The 16875-nt window shown below is 47.4% G+C and carries 13 protein-coding genes; 2 read left to right on the plus strand and 11 right to left on the minus strand.

Translation table 11 applies throughout. From position 1 onward, the window contains the following. Positions 1-117 precede the first annotated feature (117 nt). Genes GZ78_RS04240 through GZ78_RS04250 form a run of 3 tightly spaced genes read right to left on the minus strand, consistent with a single transcriptional unit; the run spans position 118 to position 4511 of the window. Entirely contained in the window at positions 118-1611 is a 1494-nt protein-coding gene (locus tag GZ78_RS04240; RefSeq protein ID WP_034833021.1) for a sodium:solute symporter family transporter, read from the minus strand. 19 nt (positions 1612-1630) lie between these two features. Beyond that, the gene (locus GZ78_RS04245; protein WP_034833023.1) at positions 1631-3124 is read right to left on the minus strand and encodes a CoA-acylating methylmalonate-semialdehyde dehydrogenase; all 1494 of its coding nucleotides are present in this window, start codon (positions 3122-3124) and stop codon (positions 1631-1633) included. Between the two features lie 55 nt (positions 3125-3179). After that, the gene (locus GZ78_RS04250) at positions 3180-4511 is read right to left on the minus strand and encodes an aminotransferase class III-fold pyridoxal phosphate-dependent enzyme (protein WP_034833025.1); all 1332 of its coding nucleotides are present in this window, start codon (positions 4509-4511) and stop codon (positions 3180-3182) included. A gap of 233 nt (positions 4512-4744) precedes the next feature. Here GZ78_RS04250 and phrB point away from each other — a divergent pair, with 233 nt between their 5' ends. Both phrB and GZ78_RS04260 read left to right on the plus strand, forming a co-directional pair. Further along, a complete protein-coding gene (gene phrB, locus GZ78_RS04255; RefSeq protein ID WP_034833028.1) occupies positions 4745-6163 on the plus strand; it encodes a deoxyribodipyrimidine photo-lyase in 1419 nt (472 codons plus the stop codon). 67 nt (positions 6164-6230) lie between these two features. Beyond that, complete coding sequence (locus GZ78_RS04260; protein WP_034833030.1) at positions 6231-7205, plus strand: YbgA family protein; 975 nt, start codon at positions 6231-6233, stop codon at positions 7203-7205. A gap of 365 nt (positions 7206-7570) precedes the next feature. Here GZ78_RS04260 and lipA read toward each other — a convergent pair whose 3' ends face one another. From lipA to mrdA, 8 genes are all read right to left on the minus strand, one after another. Further along, on the minus strand, positions 7571-8587 hold the full coding sequence (gene lipA, locus GZ78_RS04265) for a lipoyl synthase (RefSeq protein WP_034834145.1): 1017 nt from the start codon (positions 8585-8587) through the stop codon (positions 7571-7573). A 104-nt stretch (positions 8588-8691) separates the two neighbouring features. Next, entirely contained in the window at positions 8692-9354 is a 663-nt protein-coding gene (gene lipB / locus GZ78_RS04270) for a lipoyl(octanoyl) transferase LipB (protein WP_051785802.1), read from the minus strand. A gap of 16 nt (positions 9355-9370) precedes the next feature. Then, positions 9371-9637 carry an HP0495 family protein gene (locus tag GZ78_RS04275; RefSeq protein WP_034833033.1) on the minus strand — a complete coding sequence of 89 codons (267 nt, stop codon included), beginning with the start codon at positions 9635-9637 and terminating at the stop codon, positions 9371-9373. A 103-nt stretch (positions 9638-9740) separates the two neighbouring features. Beyond that, positions 9741-10958, minus strand: coding sequence for a D-alanyl-D-alanine carboxypeptidase family protein (locus GZ78_RS04280; RefSeq protein WP_051785803.1), 1218 nt, complete (start codon positions 10956-10958; stop codon positions 9741-9743). 170 nt (positions 10959-11128) lie between these two features. Continuing rightward, on the minus strand, positions 11129-11953 hold the full coding sequence (locus GZ78_RS30585) for a septal ring lytic transglycosylase RlpA family protein (RefSeq protein WP_051785804.1): 825 nt from the start codon (positions 11951-11953) through the stop codon (positions 11129-11131). 176 nt (positions 11954-12129) lie between these two features. Further along, a complete protein-coding gene (gene mltB, locus GZ78_RS04290; protein ID WP_236631472.1) occupies positions 12130-13194 on the minus strand; it encodes a lytic murein transglycosylase B in 1065 nt (354 codons plus the stop codon). Positions 13195-13606: 412 nt separating this feature from the next. Beyond that, the gene (gene rodA / locus GZ78_RS04295) at positions 13607-14755 is read right to left on the minus strand and encodes a rod shape-determining protein RodA (RefSeq protein ID WP_034833034.1); all 1149 of its coding nucleotides are present in this window, start codon (positions 14753-14755) and stop codon (positions 13607-13609) included. Further along, on the minus strand, positions 14752-16620 hold the full coding sequence (mrdA, locus tag GZ78_RS04300; protein WP_034833036.1) for a penicillin-binding protein 2: 1869 nt from the start codon (positions 16618-16620) through the stop codon (positions 14752-14754). The genes rodA and mrdA overlap by 4 nt, the downstream gene beginning before the upstream one ends. Positions 16621-16875 lie beyond the last annotated feature (255 nt).

The following is a 16875-nucleotide window of genomic DNA, read 5'->3' on the forward strand; positions in this document are numbered from 1 at the left end:
CAGGATATCATACGCTACTTCCAGCGAAGACTACTGTTACTAAATCGTAGCGTTTTGTTTACGTGAAAAAGTGATCATCTTCACAACTTAGCCCGGCCTTCATTGATAATAGAACGATCATCCCGAAACCATTACGGGGCTTTCATCGGGCCAGATAAGGCTCGCAGCCCAGCCCGAGAACAATGAAACAACAAAAGCCAAAGGCAGCGTTTCCAGTGCCTGAAAATAGATGCCTACTTCATTCAGCTGCTGCAGCCAGAGTTTACCCACCAGAATCATTAAGGCCCCGGAGACCATTGCAGCTAAAGCTCCTGCAGACGAAAAACCACGCCAAAACAAAGCCAGAAGCATCATGGGAGAAAAGGTTGCTGTGATGCCAGACATACCAAAAACAGCAAACCAGAAGATTGTATGCTCCGGCAAGAATCGAGTGACAGTCACGGCTAACAGCAGCGCAACCAGAGCCAGCGCCCAGGTGATATTCCTGGAATGCTGTTTGGCTTCAGTGCCTGATAACTGATGCCTTTGATGAAAATACAGCCAGTCACAGGTAACACTGCTTGTAGCCTGCAAAAGGAGCGATGAAAAAGTAGACATAATTGCTGCCAGAATGGCAGCAATATAAAAGCCAACGATAAACATGGGGAAAAATGACTCCGTCATCATTGGCAGTACATTTTGACCACCGTTCCCCAGCACCTGCTGCGGATTTTGCTCTGCTGAGGTATACAGAACCCTGCCTAGCAACCCGGCCAGCACAGCTGCAGAGTCAGCCAAAAGAGTATATAAAATAGCCACCCATCGACCATGACGAATGTCTTTATGACTTTTGACGGCCAGAAACCGGGTAAAGATATGAGGTGTTCCTATAAACCCCAGACCTATGGCAATCATCCCAATCACTTCCAGTCCTTTTATAACCGGATCACCGGGACCAAGAGCCGTAAGCAGTGCAGGGTCAATACTTTCCACTGCCACCCACAACCCTTCTGGTAAGTTCATACTCCACCAGGCCGCCAGCGGTAACAATAGAAGCGCCAGCATCATCATGACTCCCTGAACACTATCGGTCCAGGCCACAGCAAGAAATCCTCCAAAGGCACAGTAAAGAGTCACGATCAGAAAACCGGTTAACACGCCTGCGTAATAATTCCATCCAAGCGCATGCTCCAGCACAGCTCCTGTTGCATCAATTTCAGCAGCGGCATAAATAGTACAGAACACCACTAAAGCGGTAACAGAAACACACCGGATAATATCGGTGAATTTTGAAAACCTATGGAGTAAATAGTCTGTGGTCGTCAAAGCCTGACAACGTTCAGTGGCTTTATGAAAGGGCGATGCCATCAGAAACCAGGCAGTACCAACGCCTGCCAGCTCCCCCAACACCACCCAGAACGCACTGACACCGACAAGAGCCCCTAACCCGGTCAGCCCCAATAATAACCAGGCTGACTCACCGGTAGCCTGAGTTGAAAGGGCTGTTACCCAACACCCCAGACGTTTGCCACCCGTAAAAAAGTCATCCAGTCCATGTAAACGCTTTGATGCCAGATAGCCCAGTAGCCCTAAGCCCAGAAAGTACAAGACAATGACAATGTATTGACTCATGATCGAAGGCCCCTGCTGACTACTTAACCTCAGGAATATTCAAATTCGCCTCTCGCTGCCCGGTCAGCTTCTCTGGCCAGCGGGCACTGACGGTTCTCATCCGGGTAAAGAAACGTACACCATCCGGGCCATGCATATGCAATGGCCCAAACAGGGATTGCTTGATACCACCAAAACAGTGCCAGGCCACAGGCACCGGAATCGGAACATTCACGCCTACCATACCGGTGTCTGCGTGCTCACAAAAATGTTGAGCCAACTTGCCAGAGCCGGTGAATATTGCGCTACCATTGCCGTATGGGTTTGCAGCTATGAGATCTAATGCATCCTGGTAAGAAGACACTCTGACAATACAGAGAACCGGCCCAAAGATTTCCTGCTGATATATTGCCATATCAGGCTCAACGGCATCGAACAGGCAGGGCGCAAGAAAATAACCTTTATCAAAAAAAGCTTCCCGTCCATCGACCAATAATTGGGCGCCTTCCTTAACGCCTGAATCCACCAGACCCAACACTTTTTCCCGATGCTCCATAGTGATAAGAGGCCCCAGGTCAGGCTGTGTATCAAAAGCCCCTACTTTCAAGCTGCGAGCATGCTCGCTTAATCTGTCAGCCAACTGATCTCCTACATCGTCGCCTACCGCGACAACCACAGAGATAGCCATACAGCGCTCTCCTGCACTTCCATAAGCAGCTCCAGCGATCTGCTCAGCCACCATATCCATATCAGCATCTGGCAGCACTACCGCGTGATTCTTGGCTCCCCCAAGAGCCTGAACCCTTTTACCGGCAGCAGAACCTCTTTCATAAACATGCCTGGCCACCGGAGTCGACCCCACAAAACTGACAGCACCAATCCCCGGATGATCCAGAATCGCATTGACGCTGTCGGCTGAACCATGGACAAGATTGAAAACACCATCAGGCAGCCCTGCCTCCTGCAGTAACTTAGAAATTAACGCCGGGGCAGAGGGATCTTTCTCGGAAGGTTTCAGAATAAATGTATTGCCACAGGCCAGGGCTATGGAAACCATCCATAGTGGAACCATCGCCGGAAAGTTGAAGGGGGTAATCCCTGCACAGACACCTACAGGTAACATCATCGACCAGCAATCGATACTGCTGGAAGCATGATGGGAATGTTCACCTTTCAGTAACTGAGGAATACCACAGGCAAACTCCAGTACATCAATAGCTCTGCTCAGTTCGGCACTGGCATCTTCTCTGGTTTTACCATGCTCCTCTGATATCAACCCAGAGATCTCATTGCGATTTTTTTCCAGCAGTTCTCGAAACCTCATAAGAACCCTGCTACGACTGACCGGTGGCGTTGCAGACCAGCCTGGCAGAGCGCTCTGTGCTGCCTTAACCGCCAGATCAATATCCTCCCTGGATGAGTCTGGTATACGACAACTTTCATCTTCAGTCGCCGGATTAAAGACTTTTATAACCCTTCCACTGACACTATCTCTACCCACTCCACCAATATAATTCTGACGACTGACTGACATACCGGAAACCAAGCTGGAAAATAAGCTTCCTAGTATAGACAGTGATTTCAGCTGGCTATTTCAACTTGCCCAGCTCATCCGATAAGACATTGATAATGTAATCAATATCAGATGTTTCAATAATTAAAGGGGGGCAGAGTGCCAGTACTTCACCGTTGGCTCGGACTAAGACACCTTTTTCAAAACAGTTTCGAAACAACTGCCAGGTTCTATACCCTGGCAGCTCGCCAGGCGCTGGCACTAATTCAATGCCTGCCAGCAGACCAAGGTTGCGAATATCCTTAACATGGGGTGAGCCTCTGAGGCTATGCACAGCCTGCTCCCAGTACGACTCAAGCTCTGAGGCCCGATAATAGAGTCCTTCTCTTTCAGCGATATCCATACAGGCCATTGCTGCGGCACAGGCTGCAGGATTCGCTGTAAAAGTATATCCGTGAAAGAAGTCCACCAGCGTGTCACTCTTTGACAAAAACACGTCATAAATTCCAGAGCGAACAAAAACAGCGCCTAATGGAATCACACCATTCGCCAGAGACTTGGCCGTTGTAATGAAATCCGGAATCACACCAAATCGTTCAACACTGGAAAAGGGATGACCCAGTCGCCCCAGCGCACAGATCACTTCGTCAACGATCAGAAGAATGTCATGCTCAGTACAAATTTCTCTCAATCTTTTCAGATACCCTTCAGGAGGCACCAGCACTCCACCCGAGCAGCTTACCGGCTCAACAATAACCGCCGCGATGGTCTCTGCCGAGTATTTTTCAATCAGTTCCAGTAATTTTTCAGCCTGGGTATCATCCCGTTCCGGTTCTCCTTTAATAAAAGGGTTATCTCCTCTGGCAACGGGTAATCGATCGGTAAACTGCAGCTGATTGGGAAATAAACGACTATTATTGGGTATACCACCCACCGAGATCGCTCCAAAGCCTGCTCCGTGATAACCCAACTCACGACCAATCAGTCTCACTTTTTCTGTTTTTCCGGATAACTGATGATAAGCCAGCGCCATTTTCAGCGCGGTTTCTGCTGCTTCCGAACCCGAGTTAACATAAAAGACCTGACTGAAATCATCTGGCAGATAATTCAAAAGACGACGTGACAACTTAAAGGGAAGTTCATGAGAAAGCTGATAGCTGGGCGCATAATCCAGCGTACACAACTGCTCATAAACAGCCTGGGCAATTTCCTTCCGACCATGTCCCAGGCTGCAACACCACAACCCACTGACAGCATCCATAACGCGCTGGCCTTTATCTGACTTGAAGTAAAGTCCACTGGCTTCTCTGAGGAAATGAGGAGCAGCCTTATAAAGACGATTGGTACTGAAGGGCATCCAGAAAGATTTTAACTCTTCTTCAGTCAGTCCACCGTTCGCTTTGCTCATGGAGTCACCACACAGGCTGTTCGTGAAGCCGTGAAGTATAGGCAGAAAAAACGCTACCCTCTCACTTCATGGCATGGTCAGCCGCCATGATCCAATTTCTCTCAAATACCGTATACGATATAAAGGTTCAGAATAAAACTCAGGGCTCTCTTCACTATGAAAACCAAGCGCCATCAGGCACCGCATCCATTTCGCTATTTCGGGGGTGAGCTCGATGTCCAGCTCATGGCTTTATGAGTCGAACACTGGTCTGGTTCAGAAGCGATCTCAGAGTAAGAGACAACCCGGCCCTTTTTCACTCGGCAGCAAAAAATGAGGTGGTTGCCGTCTATTGTCTGTGCCCGGATCAGTGGCTTGAGCACAATGACAGTCCTAACAAGCTCTGGTTCTGGATGCAGAACCTGAATCAATTAGAGCAGTCACTGAATAAGCTGGGCATTCCATTGGTCATTATTCAACCCGACCGCTTTGAAAACTGTGCAAAACAGCTTTTAGAGTTGGCTCAAAATCTCAAGTGCGATGGAATAAGCTACAACAACGAACACGGTCTTAATGAGGAACACAGAGATCTTTGTGTTGAACAACTATTTAGAAAAAAAAATCTCGAATGCCAGCGTTTCACTGATCAGACTCTGATTACTCCGGGTCAATTGCTGAATGGGAAGGGTGAATACTTCAAGGTTTTCACACCGTTCAGGAAGGCTTTATATCGAACCATTGAGCCCCATCAGATACAACCACTGCCGGTACCTGAGAAACAGAAATCTGTACTCCTCCCTGAGGTAGAAAAAGTAGATTATAAGGATCTGTTTTCACCTGCAGAGGCGATTTCGCAACGATGGCCGGCAGGCGAAGAAGAAGCAGGAGATCGCCTTAAAGCATTCATTGAACTCCACGCCATAGACTATAAAAAGTTACGGGATTATCCGGCAATTGATGCGACCAGCACACTGTCCCCCTACCTCGTTTCAGGAGTAATATCCCTGCGGCAGTGCTTTTATGCTGCACTCCAGGCTAATAACGGCGAGCTGGACTCAGGCAATGACGGTCTTCAATGCTGGATGAGCGAGTTAATCTGGCGAGAATTCTACAAACATATACTGCACGGTTTTCCCAGGCTCTCCAAAGGTCAGGCATTTATCACAGAGACCGAGCGGTTACCCTGGAGTCAAAATAACAAAACGTTCAATGCCTGGTGCAACGGTGAGACGGGGTTTCCCCTGGTAGATGCAGCCATGAAACAACTGGTTAACACCGGCTGGATGCACAACCGCTTAAGAATGGTCACAGCCATGTTTCTGACCAAAAATCTGATGATCGACTGGCGCCTTGGAGAAGCATTCTTCATGCAACATCTGATCGATGGTGATTTATCTGCTAATAACGGTGGCTGGCAATGGTCTGCCAGTACCGGAACCGACGCAGCCCCCTATTTCAGAATGTTTAACCCTGTCAGTCAATCTGAGAAATTCGACGCCAGCGGACAGTTTATCCGTCAATGGCTCCCTCAATTGAAAGAACAGGGAAACAAAGAGATTCATGCCCCCTGGCAATACGATATTCATGATATCGATTATCCAACACCGATTATCGATCACAAACTATCCAGAGAAAAAGTACTCTCTGCTTTCAAAGCTCTGAAGCAGCCCTGAGCAAAGTTATACGGCTACGCTTAAAGCAGTTACATTGAAAATAGAGAAATAAAAAAGGAAGTGCCCAATGGCTATTGTTTCTATTCCAGAACCTGAAAAAGACATCAAACTGGGTATCAGTGCCTGTCTTATGGGCCAGAAAGTTCGCTACGATGGTGGACATAAACGATCTTCATTCTGTATGAACACATTGAATCAGTACTTCCATTTTGAACCTGTTTGCCCGGAAGTCGCCATTGGGCTGGGGACTCCCCGAGAACCCATTCGTCTCGTGGGCGATATTAATCAAGTACGGGTTGTCGGTACGGACCATCCGGATAGAGACGTTACCGATCAATTAACAGATTATGGCAACCAGAAAGCCAATGAATTGACAGATATCAGCGGCTATATCCTGATGCAGAAATCGCCCAGCTGCGGTATGGAAAGGGTTAAGGTCTACCATAAAAATGGCACACCGTCAGGTGTCAGCTCGGCCGGTGCTTATGCCAAAGCACTCATGAAATCACAACCCCTACTGCCAGTAGAAGAAGAAGGTCGCCTTCATGATCCGGTTTTAAGAGAAAACTTCTTTACCCGGGTTTGTGCCTATCACCGGTGGCATAACGAAGTACTCAAAAACCCCAGCCATGCGACAGTGGTTAATTTCCACTCTATTCACAAGTACATGATCATGGCCCATAACCCCAGTGACTATACCGCTCTGGGCAGGCTGGTTGCCGAAGGCGGCAAAATGGAGCTGGAATCTTTTCTGGAACAATACTTCGAAGGGTTCATGAATACCCTGAAGAAACGAGCTAACCGCAAATCGCACACCAATACCATGCTACACATTCTTGGGTATGTTAAAAAGACGGTGGATACCCAGGAACGAAACCAGTTTCTCAAGTTGGTAGAAGAGTATCGCCAAGGCACCATACCGCTAGTAGTCCCCATGGCCATGTTACGGCACTTTATTGAAAACCATGGTAATGAATACATTCAGGAACAGACTTATCTATATCCACATCCTGATCAGCTGGGGCTGAGGAATCAAATTTAATACCTCAAACCTGATGCAGTGGATAGAGCGTTTCTATTATAGATTTTCAGACAATCCGAACTGGCCAGGAGTTATACCAATCAAACTTTCAAACCCCGTTATGAGCAAGCCATTTGAGTCCAATAGGCAATACCCACAGGGCATAAAGGCGGGGTGAGGAGTCATAGCCGTACAGAATATTGGACTCAAATGGCTGCACAGTAGGGGATTTTGAAAGTGCGATTGGTATTACATTCCAAAGCTACAGCTTCTGCCGCTTAAAAATAAAACAGGCCACTGATTAGTTGTGGCCTGTTTTGTTTTTGGATCAGGATAATATTCTATATATGGCAATCATAAAGCACTTCTGCCATTAATAGTATGACTTAACCCAAACCAACATTGTTCTTTTGCAGTACCTGCTCAGCACGGTAACTGGAACGAACCAGAGCACCGGCCACGACTTCTACAAAGCCTCTTTCCAGGCCCCATTGACGATACTTCTCAAACTCTTCAGGTGTCACATACCGATCAATAGGTAAATGGTTTTTAGTGGGCTGCAGGTACTGACCCAGTGTCAGAATATCGCAATTAATAGCCCTGAGATCATCCATAGTTTCGATAATCTCTTCTTCTGTTTCACCCAGGCCCAGCATCAAGCTGGTTTTGGTCAAAACATCAGGACGGTACTTTTTGGAGTGAGCCAGAACATCCAGAGTCTGCTCATAACTGGCGCGAGGGTCACGTACAGGATGTGTCAGTCGTCTAACGGTTTCTACATTCTGGGCAAAAACGGCAATACCACTGTCTACCACTGTTTCCACATCAGCCAGTACACCGAGAAAGTCTGGCGTCAGTGCTTCAACATCGGTCTCCGGATTCACTTCTTTCACACGCTGAACCACTGCAGCATAATGACCGGCACCACCATCTTCCAGGTCATCCCGGTTAACAGAAGTCAGAACCAGGTATTTCAGGTTCATCAGTTTTACACTGTTAGCGGTATGGTCTGGCTCATCTTTGTCGAGCCAACCTTTAGGGTTGCCTGTATTTACTGCACAGAAGCGACAGGCTCGGGTGCAAACATCGCCCATCAACATTATGGTGGCCGTACCAGAGCTCCAGCATTCATTAATGTTCGGACACATGGCTTCTTCACAAACGGTACTCAGTTTGTGTTCATGAACTGTGCCTTTAACCTCTTTGAACTTGCTGCCGTACTTGGGTTTGATTCTTAACCATTCAGGCTTACGCATAAATGGCTGAACGGTTTCATCAGAGCGGTTGCTGGCCTTAATGCCATTCTTGATGGCAGTAATGCCTTTTTCATTGACGAATTTTTCGCCGCTTTGAATATTAACAGCCGGAATCTGAACCGTGGGTATCAGGTCGCTATCGTTCATAGAGTCAGAGCCATGTTGGTCAGTATTACCGGCGTGTGCCGTTTGTGAATCAGGACTAATGGTCATTCACCACCCTGTACTTGATCTGAAGACAAGCTTCCTAATCAGGTTGCATGAACCTGATTAAAAAATACTTCGTCCTTTACCGTTTGAGCCTCATTATACCCAAGTTCCCCCATAAGGCACTCAAGTAAGCAATCACTCACTTCATCCCATTGCACAGGTTCATGAAAGTCCCTGAGCTGGGTTACCTGCAAGCCTTCATAGCCACAGGGATTGATACGGGCAAACGGTTCCAGATCCATATCAAGATTGAAACTCAGCCCATGATAACTTTTCATCTGCCTGAACCTAAGCCCAAGAGCCGCAATTTTCGCACCTTCAATATAAACACCGGGCGCATCGGGTCTGGCACAAGCATTTATCCCATAACCAGAGAGCACTTTGATGATGGCATTCTCAATGGCGGATACCACTTTTCTGGGCCCACTGCCTGAACGGCGCACATCCAGCAAAAGATACACCACAAGCTGTCCGGGTCCGTGGTAGGTTACCTGCCCTCCACGATCCACCTTTACTACCGGAATGTCACCGGGAGCCAGAACATGTTCCGGTTTACCTGCCTGACCCAGAGTAAAAACAGGATCGTGCTCGACAAACCAGAGCTCATCAACCGTCTGCTCATCCCTTTGTCCAGAGAATGCTTTCATGGCCTCAAAGACTGGTTCGTAGGGCTGCCTGCCCAGATAGCGAATATTCAGTTTCATCGGAGCCTGTACCTCATCAAAGTACCATCTGTACCCGACCGGTCGCTTTCAAGGCTTCGAAGATAGCTTTCAGCTGAGGCTCTCCGGTTGCAATAATAGTCACCATGACAGACGTGTATTTGCCAGTACGGCTCTCTTTCAGGCGGAAATTGCCATCATATTCCGGAGCATGCTGTTTGACGATAGCGCAAACAACTTCCTGAAAGTCCGGAGCGGCATTACCTACGATACGAATCTCATAGTCGCAGGGAAATTCAATTTTTGGCGCTTCTTGATCGGTCATTTATTTAAGCTCAAGGCTCTATACACTGACAATAAATGAAATACCTTCAGGCTCATTGAACCTGAAGGTATTTTGTTTCACTCACAGGGTACTTTCTGACGTATCAGAACAACCCTTTAAAGAACAGCCTGACACTATCCCACAGACGTTTGAAGAAACCACCGCGCTCTACAGCAGACTGAGCTCTCAGAGGCACTTCTTTAATCACCTCGTCATTAATGGTCACTTTCAGTGTGCCCAGCTGCTGTCCTGCTTCTATAGGCGCATTAATCATTGGATTAATATCCAGAGTCGCCTTCAGATCTTTACTGGTACCTCTGGGTACAGTGACGATCAGATCTTTATCGATCGCTACGCTCACTTTATCCTGCTTGCCTTTCCAAACGGGAACAGTCTCAAGCGTTACACCACCTTTTTTGACATCCACGTTTTCAAAAAAGCGGAAGCCATAGGTCAGTAGTTTCTGAGCTTCTTCAGCGCGCTGTTTTTCACTCTTGGCACCCAGAATTACTGTAACCAAACGTCGACCGTCACGTTTTGCCGTAGCAGCCAGCCCATAACCCGTCGCTGCAATATGGCCAGTCTTCAGGCCGTCAACATAAGGGTTGGTCCACAGCAGACGGTTTCGGTTAGGTTGACGACGCAGAGGCTTGCCACTCTTTTTGTCGACACCGTACTGATAGTATTTCTGGGCGTAAAGATCGTAGTATTCAGGGTAATCCTGAACAATATGGCGAGACAGTATCGCAAGATCCCTTGCGGTGGAATAGTGATCATCCGCTGGCCAGCCTGAAGCATTCACAAAATGGGAGTTGATCATCCCCAGCTTACGGGCTGTGTTATTCATCAGCTGAGCAAAGGCATCTTCACTCCCTGCAACATGTTCAGCCAGAGCCACACTGGCATCATTACCAGAAACGATAATAATACCCTTCAGAAGTTCCTGAACCGGCACCTTGTCCCCGACTTCCAGGAACATAGTTGAGCCACTCATCTTCCAGGATTTTTCACTGACCAGAACCTGGTCATCCCGACTGATATTACCTGCAGCCAACTCAATCTCACCAATGTAGGCTGTCATCATTTTAGTCAGACTAGCTGGATGCTGGGTTTGATCCGGATTCTCTGAAGCCAGAATCTCTCCGCTGCCTGCATCCATCAGAATAAAACTACTGGCAGCAATCTTGGGTGGAGCAGGAATCAGGGCACCTGTCTTCGCCTGAACTGTTCCGGTCGCCAGAATAAACAGCATGGACGCCCACCCAGCAACCCTTTTCAATCGCTCACGGCTGGCGTGGACTGGACTCAATCGTTTGGTCATTTAGAAATCAGCTCTGAAATTCTCTATTGCCGGTCATTATAATGTTCCCGGCCGATGAGTTTAAGGGACGCAGTGAAAATAGAATGTAATATATTCACTGGCTGCTCATCTAAAGTCAGTCAAAATCAGTGTAGCGACCTGAGCCTGACTGACTTGGAAACAGAATCAGACTACTCTGTGATAGCATCTTCATAAACCAGATAGGGCACATCAAAGTCGCCTTCATCCAGCTTATCCAGCAGTTTTTCCAGGTGCTCAGGCGTCTGAACCGGTCCAATTCGGACACGGTAATAGGGGTCTGGCTGTTCTTCCCCTTTTACCACTTTGATCGTACTGCCTATCGTTTCCGCTACCTGTCGACGCAGCATTTGAGCACTGTGGTAATTTTTCAGCGCAGCAAGCTGAACAAACAGTTGCTGACCATCGTCTTCTTCAGAACCAGACTCAACGTTCCCGGTTTTTTGTGATGCGGCAAAAGACTTAACATCAATCCCTTCAACCAGTACATCCGCCACGCCAATATTGGCATAACCCAGTTTGACAGCCGCTGCATAAGAAAGATCAATGACCCTGTCGCCATGGAAAGGACCTCGATCATTGACTCTTAATACGACAGATTTACCATTTCTTTGATTGGTAACTTTGACATAAGATGGCAATGGCAGCGTTTTGTGTGCAGCGGTCATACCGTAAAGATCATACACTTCACCATTTGCCGTCTGCTTACCGTGAAACTTGGTGCCATACCATGAAGCCACACCTTCTTCCTGATAGCCTTTGGCGCTTTTCATAGGGGTATAGGTCACCCCATTCAGTTCGTAGGGAGAGTCCTTGAACTTGCCATCATGAGTGACTGGAATAGCATCGGGGATCTGACTGACATCTTTCTTGTTTTCGGGAGGGCCATCCTGAACGGTAACACAACCACTTAACAGAAGAATGGCCAACCCCAGAATGCTTCCTGCTATGGATTTTGTTTTGATTATCAATTTCATACAATATGACGCTTTAAAAATGTTCCTGAGAATCCCGCCCAAACCATTATCTGAAACATATAAAAAAGAAAACCGTTTTTACGCCTGACGCATAAAAACGGTACCTTAGTTCATCTTACTAGAACCTTTAAGCTCACAGTGATCTATGACCAGATCATCATAAGACTCAACTCAGATTATAGAGACTTCTTTTCAGCAACTGTCTTTCCAGACTTTGGCACTGATGTTTTATAGCTGGATTTCACGTCTCTTGCCAGCTGATACACGGCCATTGCATAAAGCTTGCTGCGGTTATAAGTGGTAATGACGTAAAAGTTATGCATTCCCAACCAATATTCAGGCCCCTTATCCCCTTCGAGCTTGATAGCTGCAGCCTTGGATGCCTCTGGCAATACTGCAACCGGCCGCCAACCGGAACCTTCCAGCTGTTTCAGGGTTTTCTTGGGCCTGACTGAGTCAGACACTGCCTTCTCATACTTGGTTCCTGTGACCTTGGCCTTACTGACAATTGGTTTGCCGGCTTTCCAGCCATTTTCACGCAGATAGTTAGCTACGCTGGCGATCGCGTCTTCTTCTTGCTTCCAGATATTGGATTGTCCGTCACCGGTATAATCCACAGCATAAGCTCTGTAACTCGACGGCATGAACTGTGGAATCCCCATTGCCCCGGCATAGGAGCCGGTGAGCTCGGAAACATCCAGTTTTTGCTCTCGCGCCAAAATCAGAAACTCTTTCAGCTGTTTAGTAAAAAACTTACTGCGGGGTGGGTAATCGAAGCTCAGGGTTGAAAGAGCATCTAAAACCTTAAACCCACCGGTCTGTCGACCATAGTAAGTTTCTACACCAATGATGGCCACGATCACATGAGCAGGAACCCCATAATCTTTTTCAACGCTCGTCAGAGTTTTTTTATGAGCGTCCCAGAAGGTGACTCCTCGATCCACTCGCTCCTGAGTCATGAAAATCTTGCGATAATCTTTCCACTCCAACCGCTTCTCAGCAGGCCGACTGATTAACTCCAGAACCCGGTCAGACTTATTTGCCTTCTCAAGAACGCTCTGCAGTTCTTTACGAGTGAATTTTTCATTTTTCACCAGATCATCAATAAACGCCTTCACTTCAGGTTGAAGGGCATAGTCTGGTTTTTTACTCACAGTGTTTTCAATATCAGCAGCCATGACTGGCCCTGCCAGAAGACAGCTACTGAATAATGCCGATAATAGTTTTGCTCTTAAGGCCATATTCATCCCCCTGTTACTACTCTGGATATCCGTTTTCCTGAAAATCATACGGGATAATGCTTACTCTACAGCAGTCAGGAAGCGACAACTAGCATGCCTGTGTAATAAGTTTGTCAGGAGTGAACCCCACCACACTCATTACTGTTTCGCAGATCACAGACATACTTCAAAACCCGATAAGAAAGCTGTCAGCCGATGGAATGCAGAACAATACATTCCATCGAATTAATCTTGAAAATAGCGCAAGAAATTCAGAGTCGCACATTCAGAGTCGCACATTCAGAGTCGCACATTCAGAGTCGCACATTCAGAGTCGCACATTCAGAGTCGCACATTCATAATGTGCGACATGATGACTGCTACCGTTTGAAAAGCTTTCTTTATTGACTTGAAAAGAAAGACTTATCAGTGCTTATCGGCTTTGTCCCAGAAATGTTTTATGGGTATGAATCGACATTAATATACCAAAACCCGCCATCAGGGTAGCCAGTGATGTTCCTCCCCGACTGACCAGAGGCAGAGGCACTCCCACCACCGGCAGAAGGCCGCTGACCATACCGATATTGACAAAGATGTAGACAAAAAACGTCAGAGTTATACTACCTGCCAGCAGTCTGCCAAACAGAGTCTGGGCTTTCAGGGTAATAAATAAGCCTCGACCGATGATCAGTGCATACAGAACCAGAAGAACCAGACAGCCCATCAAACCAAACTCTTCTGCCAGAACTGCAATAATAAAGTCAGTATGACTTTCCGGCAGAAAGTCCAGGTGCGACTGAGTCCCCAAAAGCCAGCCCTTTCCGTAAATTCCACCCGAGCCTATGGCAATTTTTGACTGGATGATATTCCAACCCGATCCCCAGGGATCACTCTCAGGGTTTAGAAAAGTTAACACCCTCTGCTTCTGATAATTCAGCATAATAAAATGCCAGAACCCCCAGACCGAAGGGACAGCCAGCATGATGGCAGAGAAAATCAGTCGTTTTCTCAAGCCGGCCAGTAACAACACAAACATGCCTGAAGCACCGATCAAAAGCGAAGTTCCGAGATCAGGCTGCTTAGCAATCAGCACTACGGGAATACCAATCATGGCCAGCACGACAACAATATCCTTCAGAGAAGGCGGCAACTGACGTTTGGAGAGATACGTTGCCACGACAATGGGCATGATCAGCTTAATGATTTCTGAAGGCTGGAAACGGATAAAGGGCAACTGAATCCAGCGCTGAGCCCCTTTGGAATGCGTTCCCATCACTAACACCGTTATAAGGAGAACGACACCACCGACATATATCCAGGGTGACAATCGCATTAACAGACGGGGAGAGAACTGGGCAATGATGATCATTCCGACAAAACCAATAAGCATATAAATAGCTTGTCGAATGACAATGCTCATATCCTGCCCACTGGCACTGTATAAAACGAACAGACCCGCGCCGCAGACTATGGCCAGAAAACCTATCAACATAAAGTCAATATGCAAACGTTCTGACCAGTCCGGAGCCCTGTGAAAGCCCTGCCCTTCATCAAGTTGGCGAACAAAATCCTGACCGGTCATTGGGCTGCCCCCTTGTTTTTAGCACTGGCTTTTTTCTCCTGCTCAGCTTTTTCCAGCCTGGGCAGAAGGTAAAAGTCCATCAAATCGCGGGCAACATTGGCCGCACCGTTATTGTTTTCCAATACTACAGCCACGGCTATCTGAGGGTCCTCAATAGGCGCGAAAGCAACAAAAAGACTGTGATCTCTCTGAAACTCTTTTAACTTCTCAGCATCATACTCTTCCCCTTGGGGAATACTGACTACCTGCGCGGTACCGGTCTTGCCAGCCATTCGATATTTCAGCCCCCGACCAATTCGCCAGTAAGCCGTTCCTCGATTGAAGCTGACAACCTTTTCCATGCCATCAATAACAAAATCCCAATCCCGGTCATCCAGTTCTATATCATGCCCCCATGAAGGACTCTGGTATTCCGGAATATCCTCCTTCACCAAACGAGGCTGGACATGTTTCCCCCGGTTGGCAATGAGAGTGACTGATTCTGCCAACTGTATAGGCGTTGTCAGCATGTAACCCTGACCAATAATGGCAATAACCGTTTCGCCGGGATACCAGGGCTGGCCATAGGCACCACGCTTCCACTCTCTTGAAGGTAACAGGCCTACCCGTTCTTCATGAATATCAATACCGGTCTTGCGCCCCATTCCGAATTGACTGAGGAAGTCATGAAGACGATCAATGCCTATCTTTCCGGCCATGTTATAGAAGAAAGTATCATTGGAGCGCATGATAGCCTGCTTCATATCTATCCAGCCTTCACCCCGGCGGTTCCAGTTCCGGAAACGGTGGTCACTGCCCGGCAACTGAAACCAGCCTTTGTCATAGATTTTATCATCCCTTTCTACCACATCATTTGAAAGCAAACCCAATGCTACCAAAGGTTTAATCGTAGAAGCCGGTGGATACTCACCCAATGTCGCACGATTATAGAGAGGTCTTTCAATATCGGTATTGAGATCATTAAAGGTGGCGTAATCAATGCCTGTTACAAACAGGTTGGGGTCAAATGCAGGATTACTGACCATGGCCATCACACCGCCAGTCTTTGGATCCAAAGCCACAACGGAGCCTCTTCTCCCCTTCATGGCCTTGATGGCCGCATTTTGCAGATCAGTATCGATATAGAGCTGCAGGTCTTTGCCAGGTTTCGGGTTCACCCGATTCAATACCCTGGTTACCCGTCCACGAGCGTTAACTTCAACTTCCTGATAGCCGGGTTTGCCTATAAGCACCGGCTCATAAAAACGCTCCAGACCGATTTTCCCTATGGTATAGGTTCCAGTATAAAGCGCCGGATCAAGATTCTTCAATTCCCGATCATTGATACGGCCAACATAACCAATACTATGGGCGAATGAACTGCCCTCGGGGTATTCCCGAACCAGCTCAGCATTAATCTCCACACCGGGAAGACGAAACTGGTTTACGGCTATCAGAGCAATTTGCTCATCATTCAGGCGGAATTTAAGGGGAACGGACTCAAAAGGTCGGCGTCGTTTTATTTGCTGGAGAAAGCGATTTCGCTCGTTCTCGGAAATAGGAATGATCTGGGCAATATCATCGAGCAGTTGATCAAGGTCTTCTACACGCTCTCGGACAATAGCCAGAGTCTGACTGGAACGATTGGTGGCTAACAAGTTGCCATTACGATCATAGATCAGCCCTCGAACAGGAGGAACTGTCCGCAAAAGCACTCGATTCTCTTCAGACTGGGTGGCCAACTCATCGTACTTAACCACCTGAAGATAAAAAAGCCTGGAAACCAGTACCATGACCAGAAGGATCATGAAGACCAGTGCCAGCCAGACCCTAATACTGACAATCCGTTGCTCTGCTCTGTGGTCTTTTAAGGTATTCACCGGCATCTGTTTTACCGTGAAAGCATTGCTTTCTTTACTTATTCAATTCTTTACCCTGAAAAACCTTTTACCCTCTGAGATAAAGAAATCATTTCAAGGGCTTGCGGCTGTTATTGTAAAAATGCAGCCATCTCAGGGTTATTGCTATTCTTCAAGGGTAGAAGCAAGGCCTTTTCAGGTCCTCTTCTGCACTCCAAAGACATTTTTACCACTGCCATAAACTGCCCGCTTCAGGGTGTTGCAAAACAGACATCATATGTC

Source organism: Endozoicomonas numazuensis (genome assembly GCF_000722635.1).
Lineage (GTDB): Bacteria > Pseudomonadota > Gammaproteobacteria > Pseudomonadales > Endozoicomonadaceae > Endozoicomonas_A > Endozoicomonas_A numazuensis.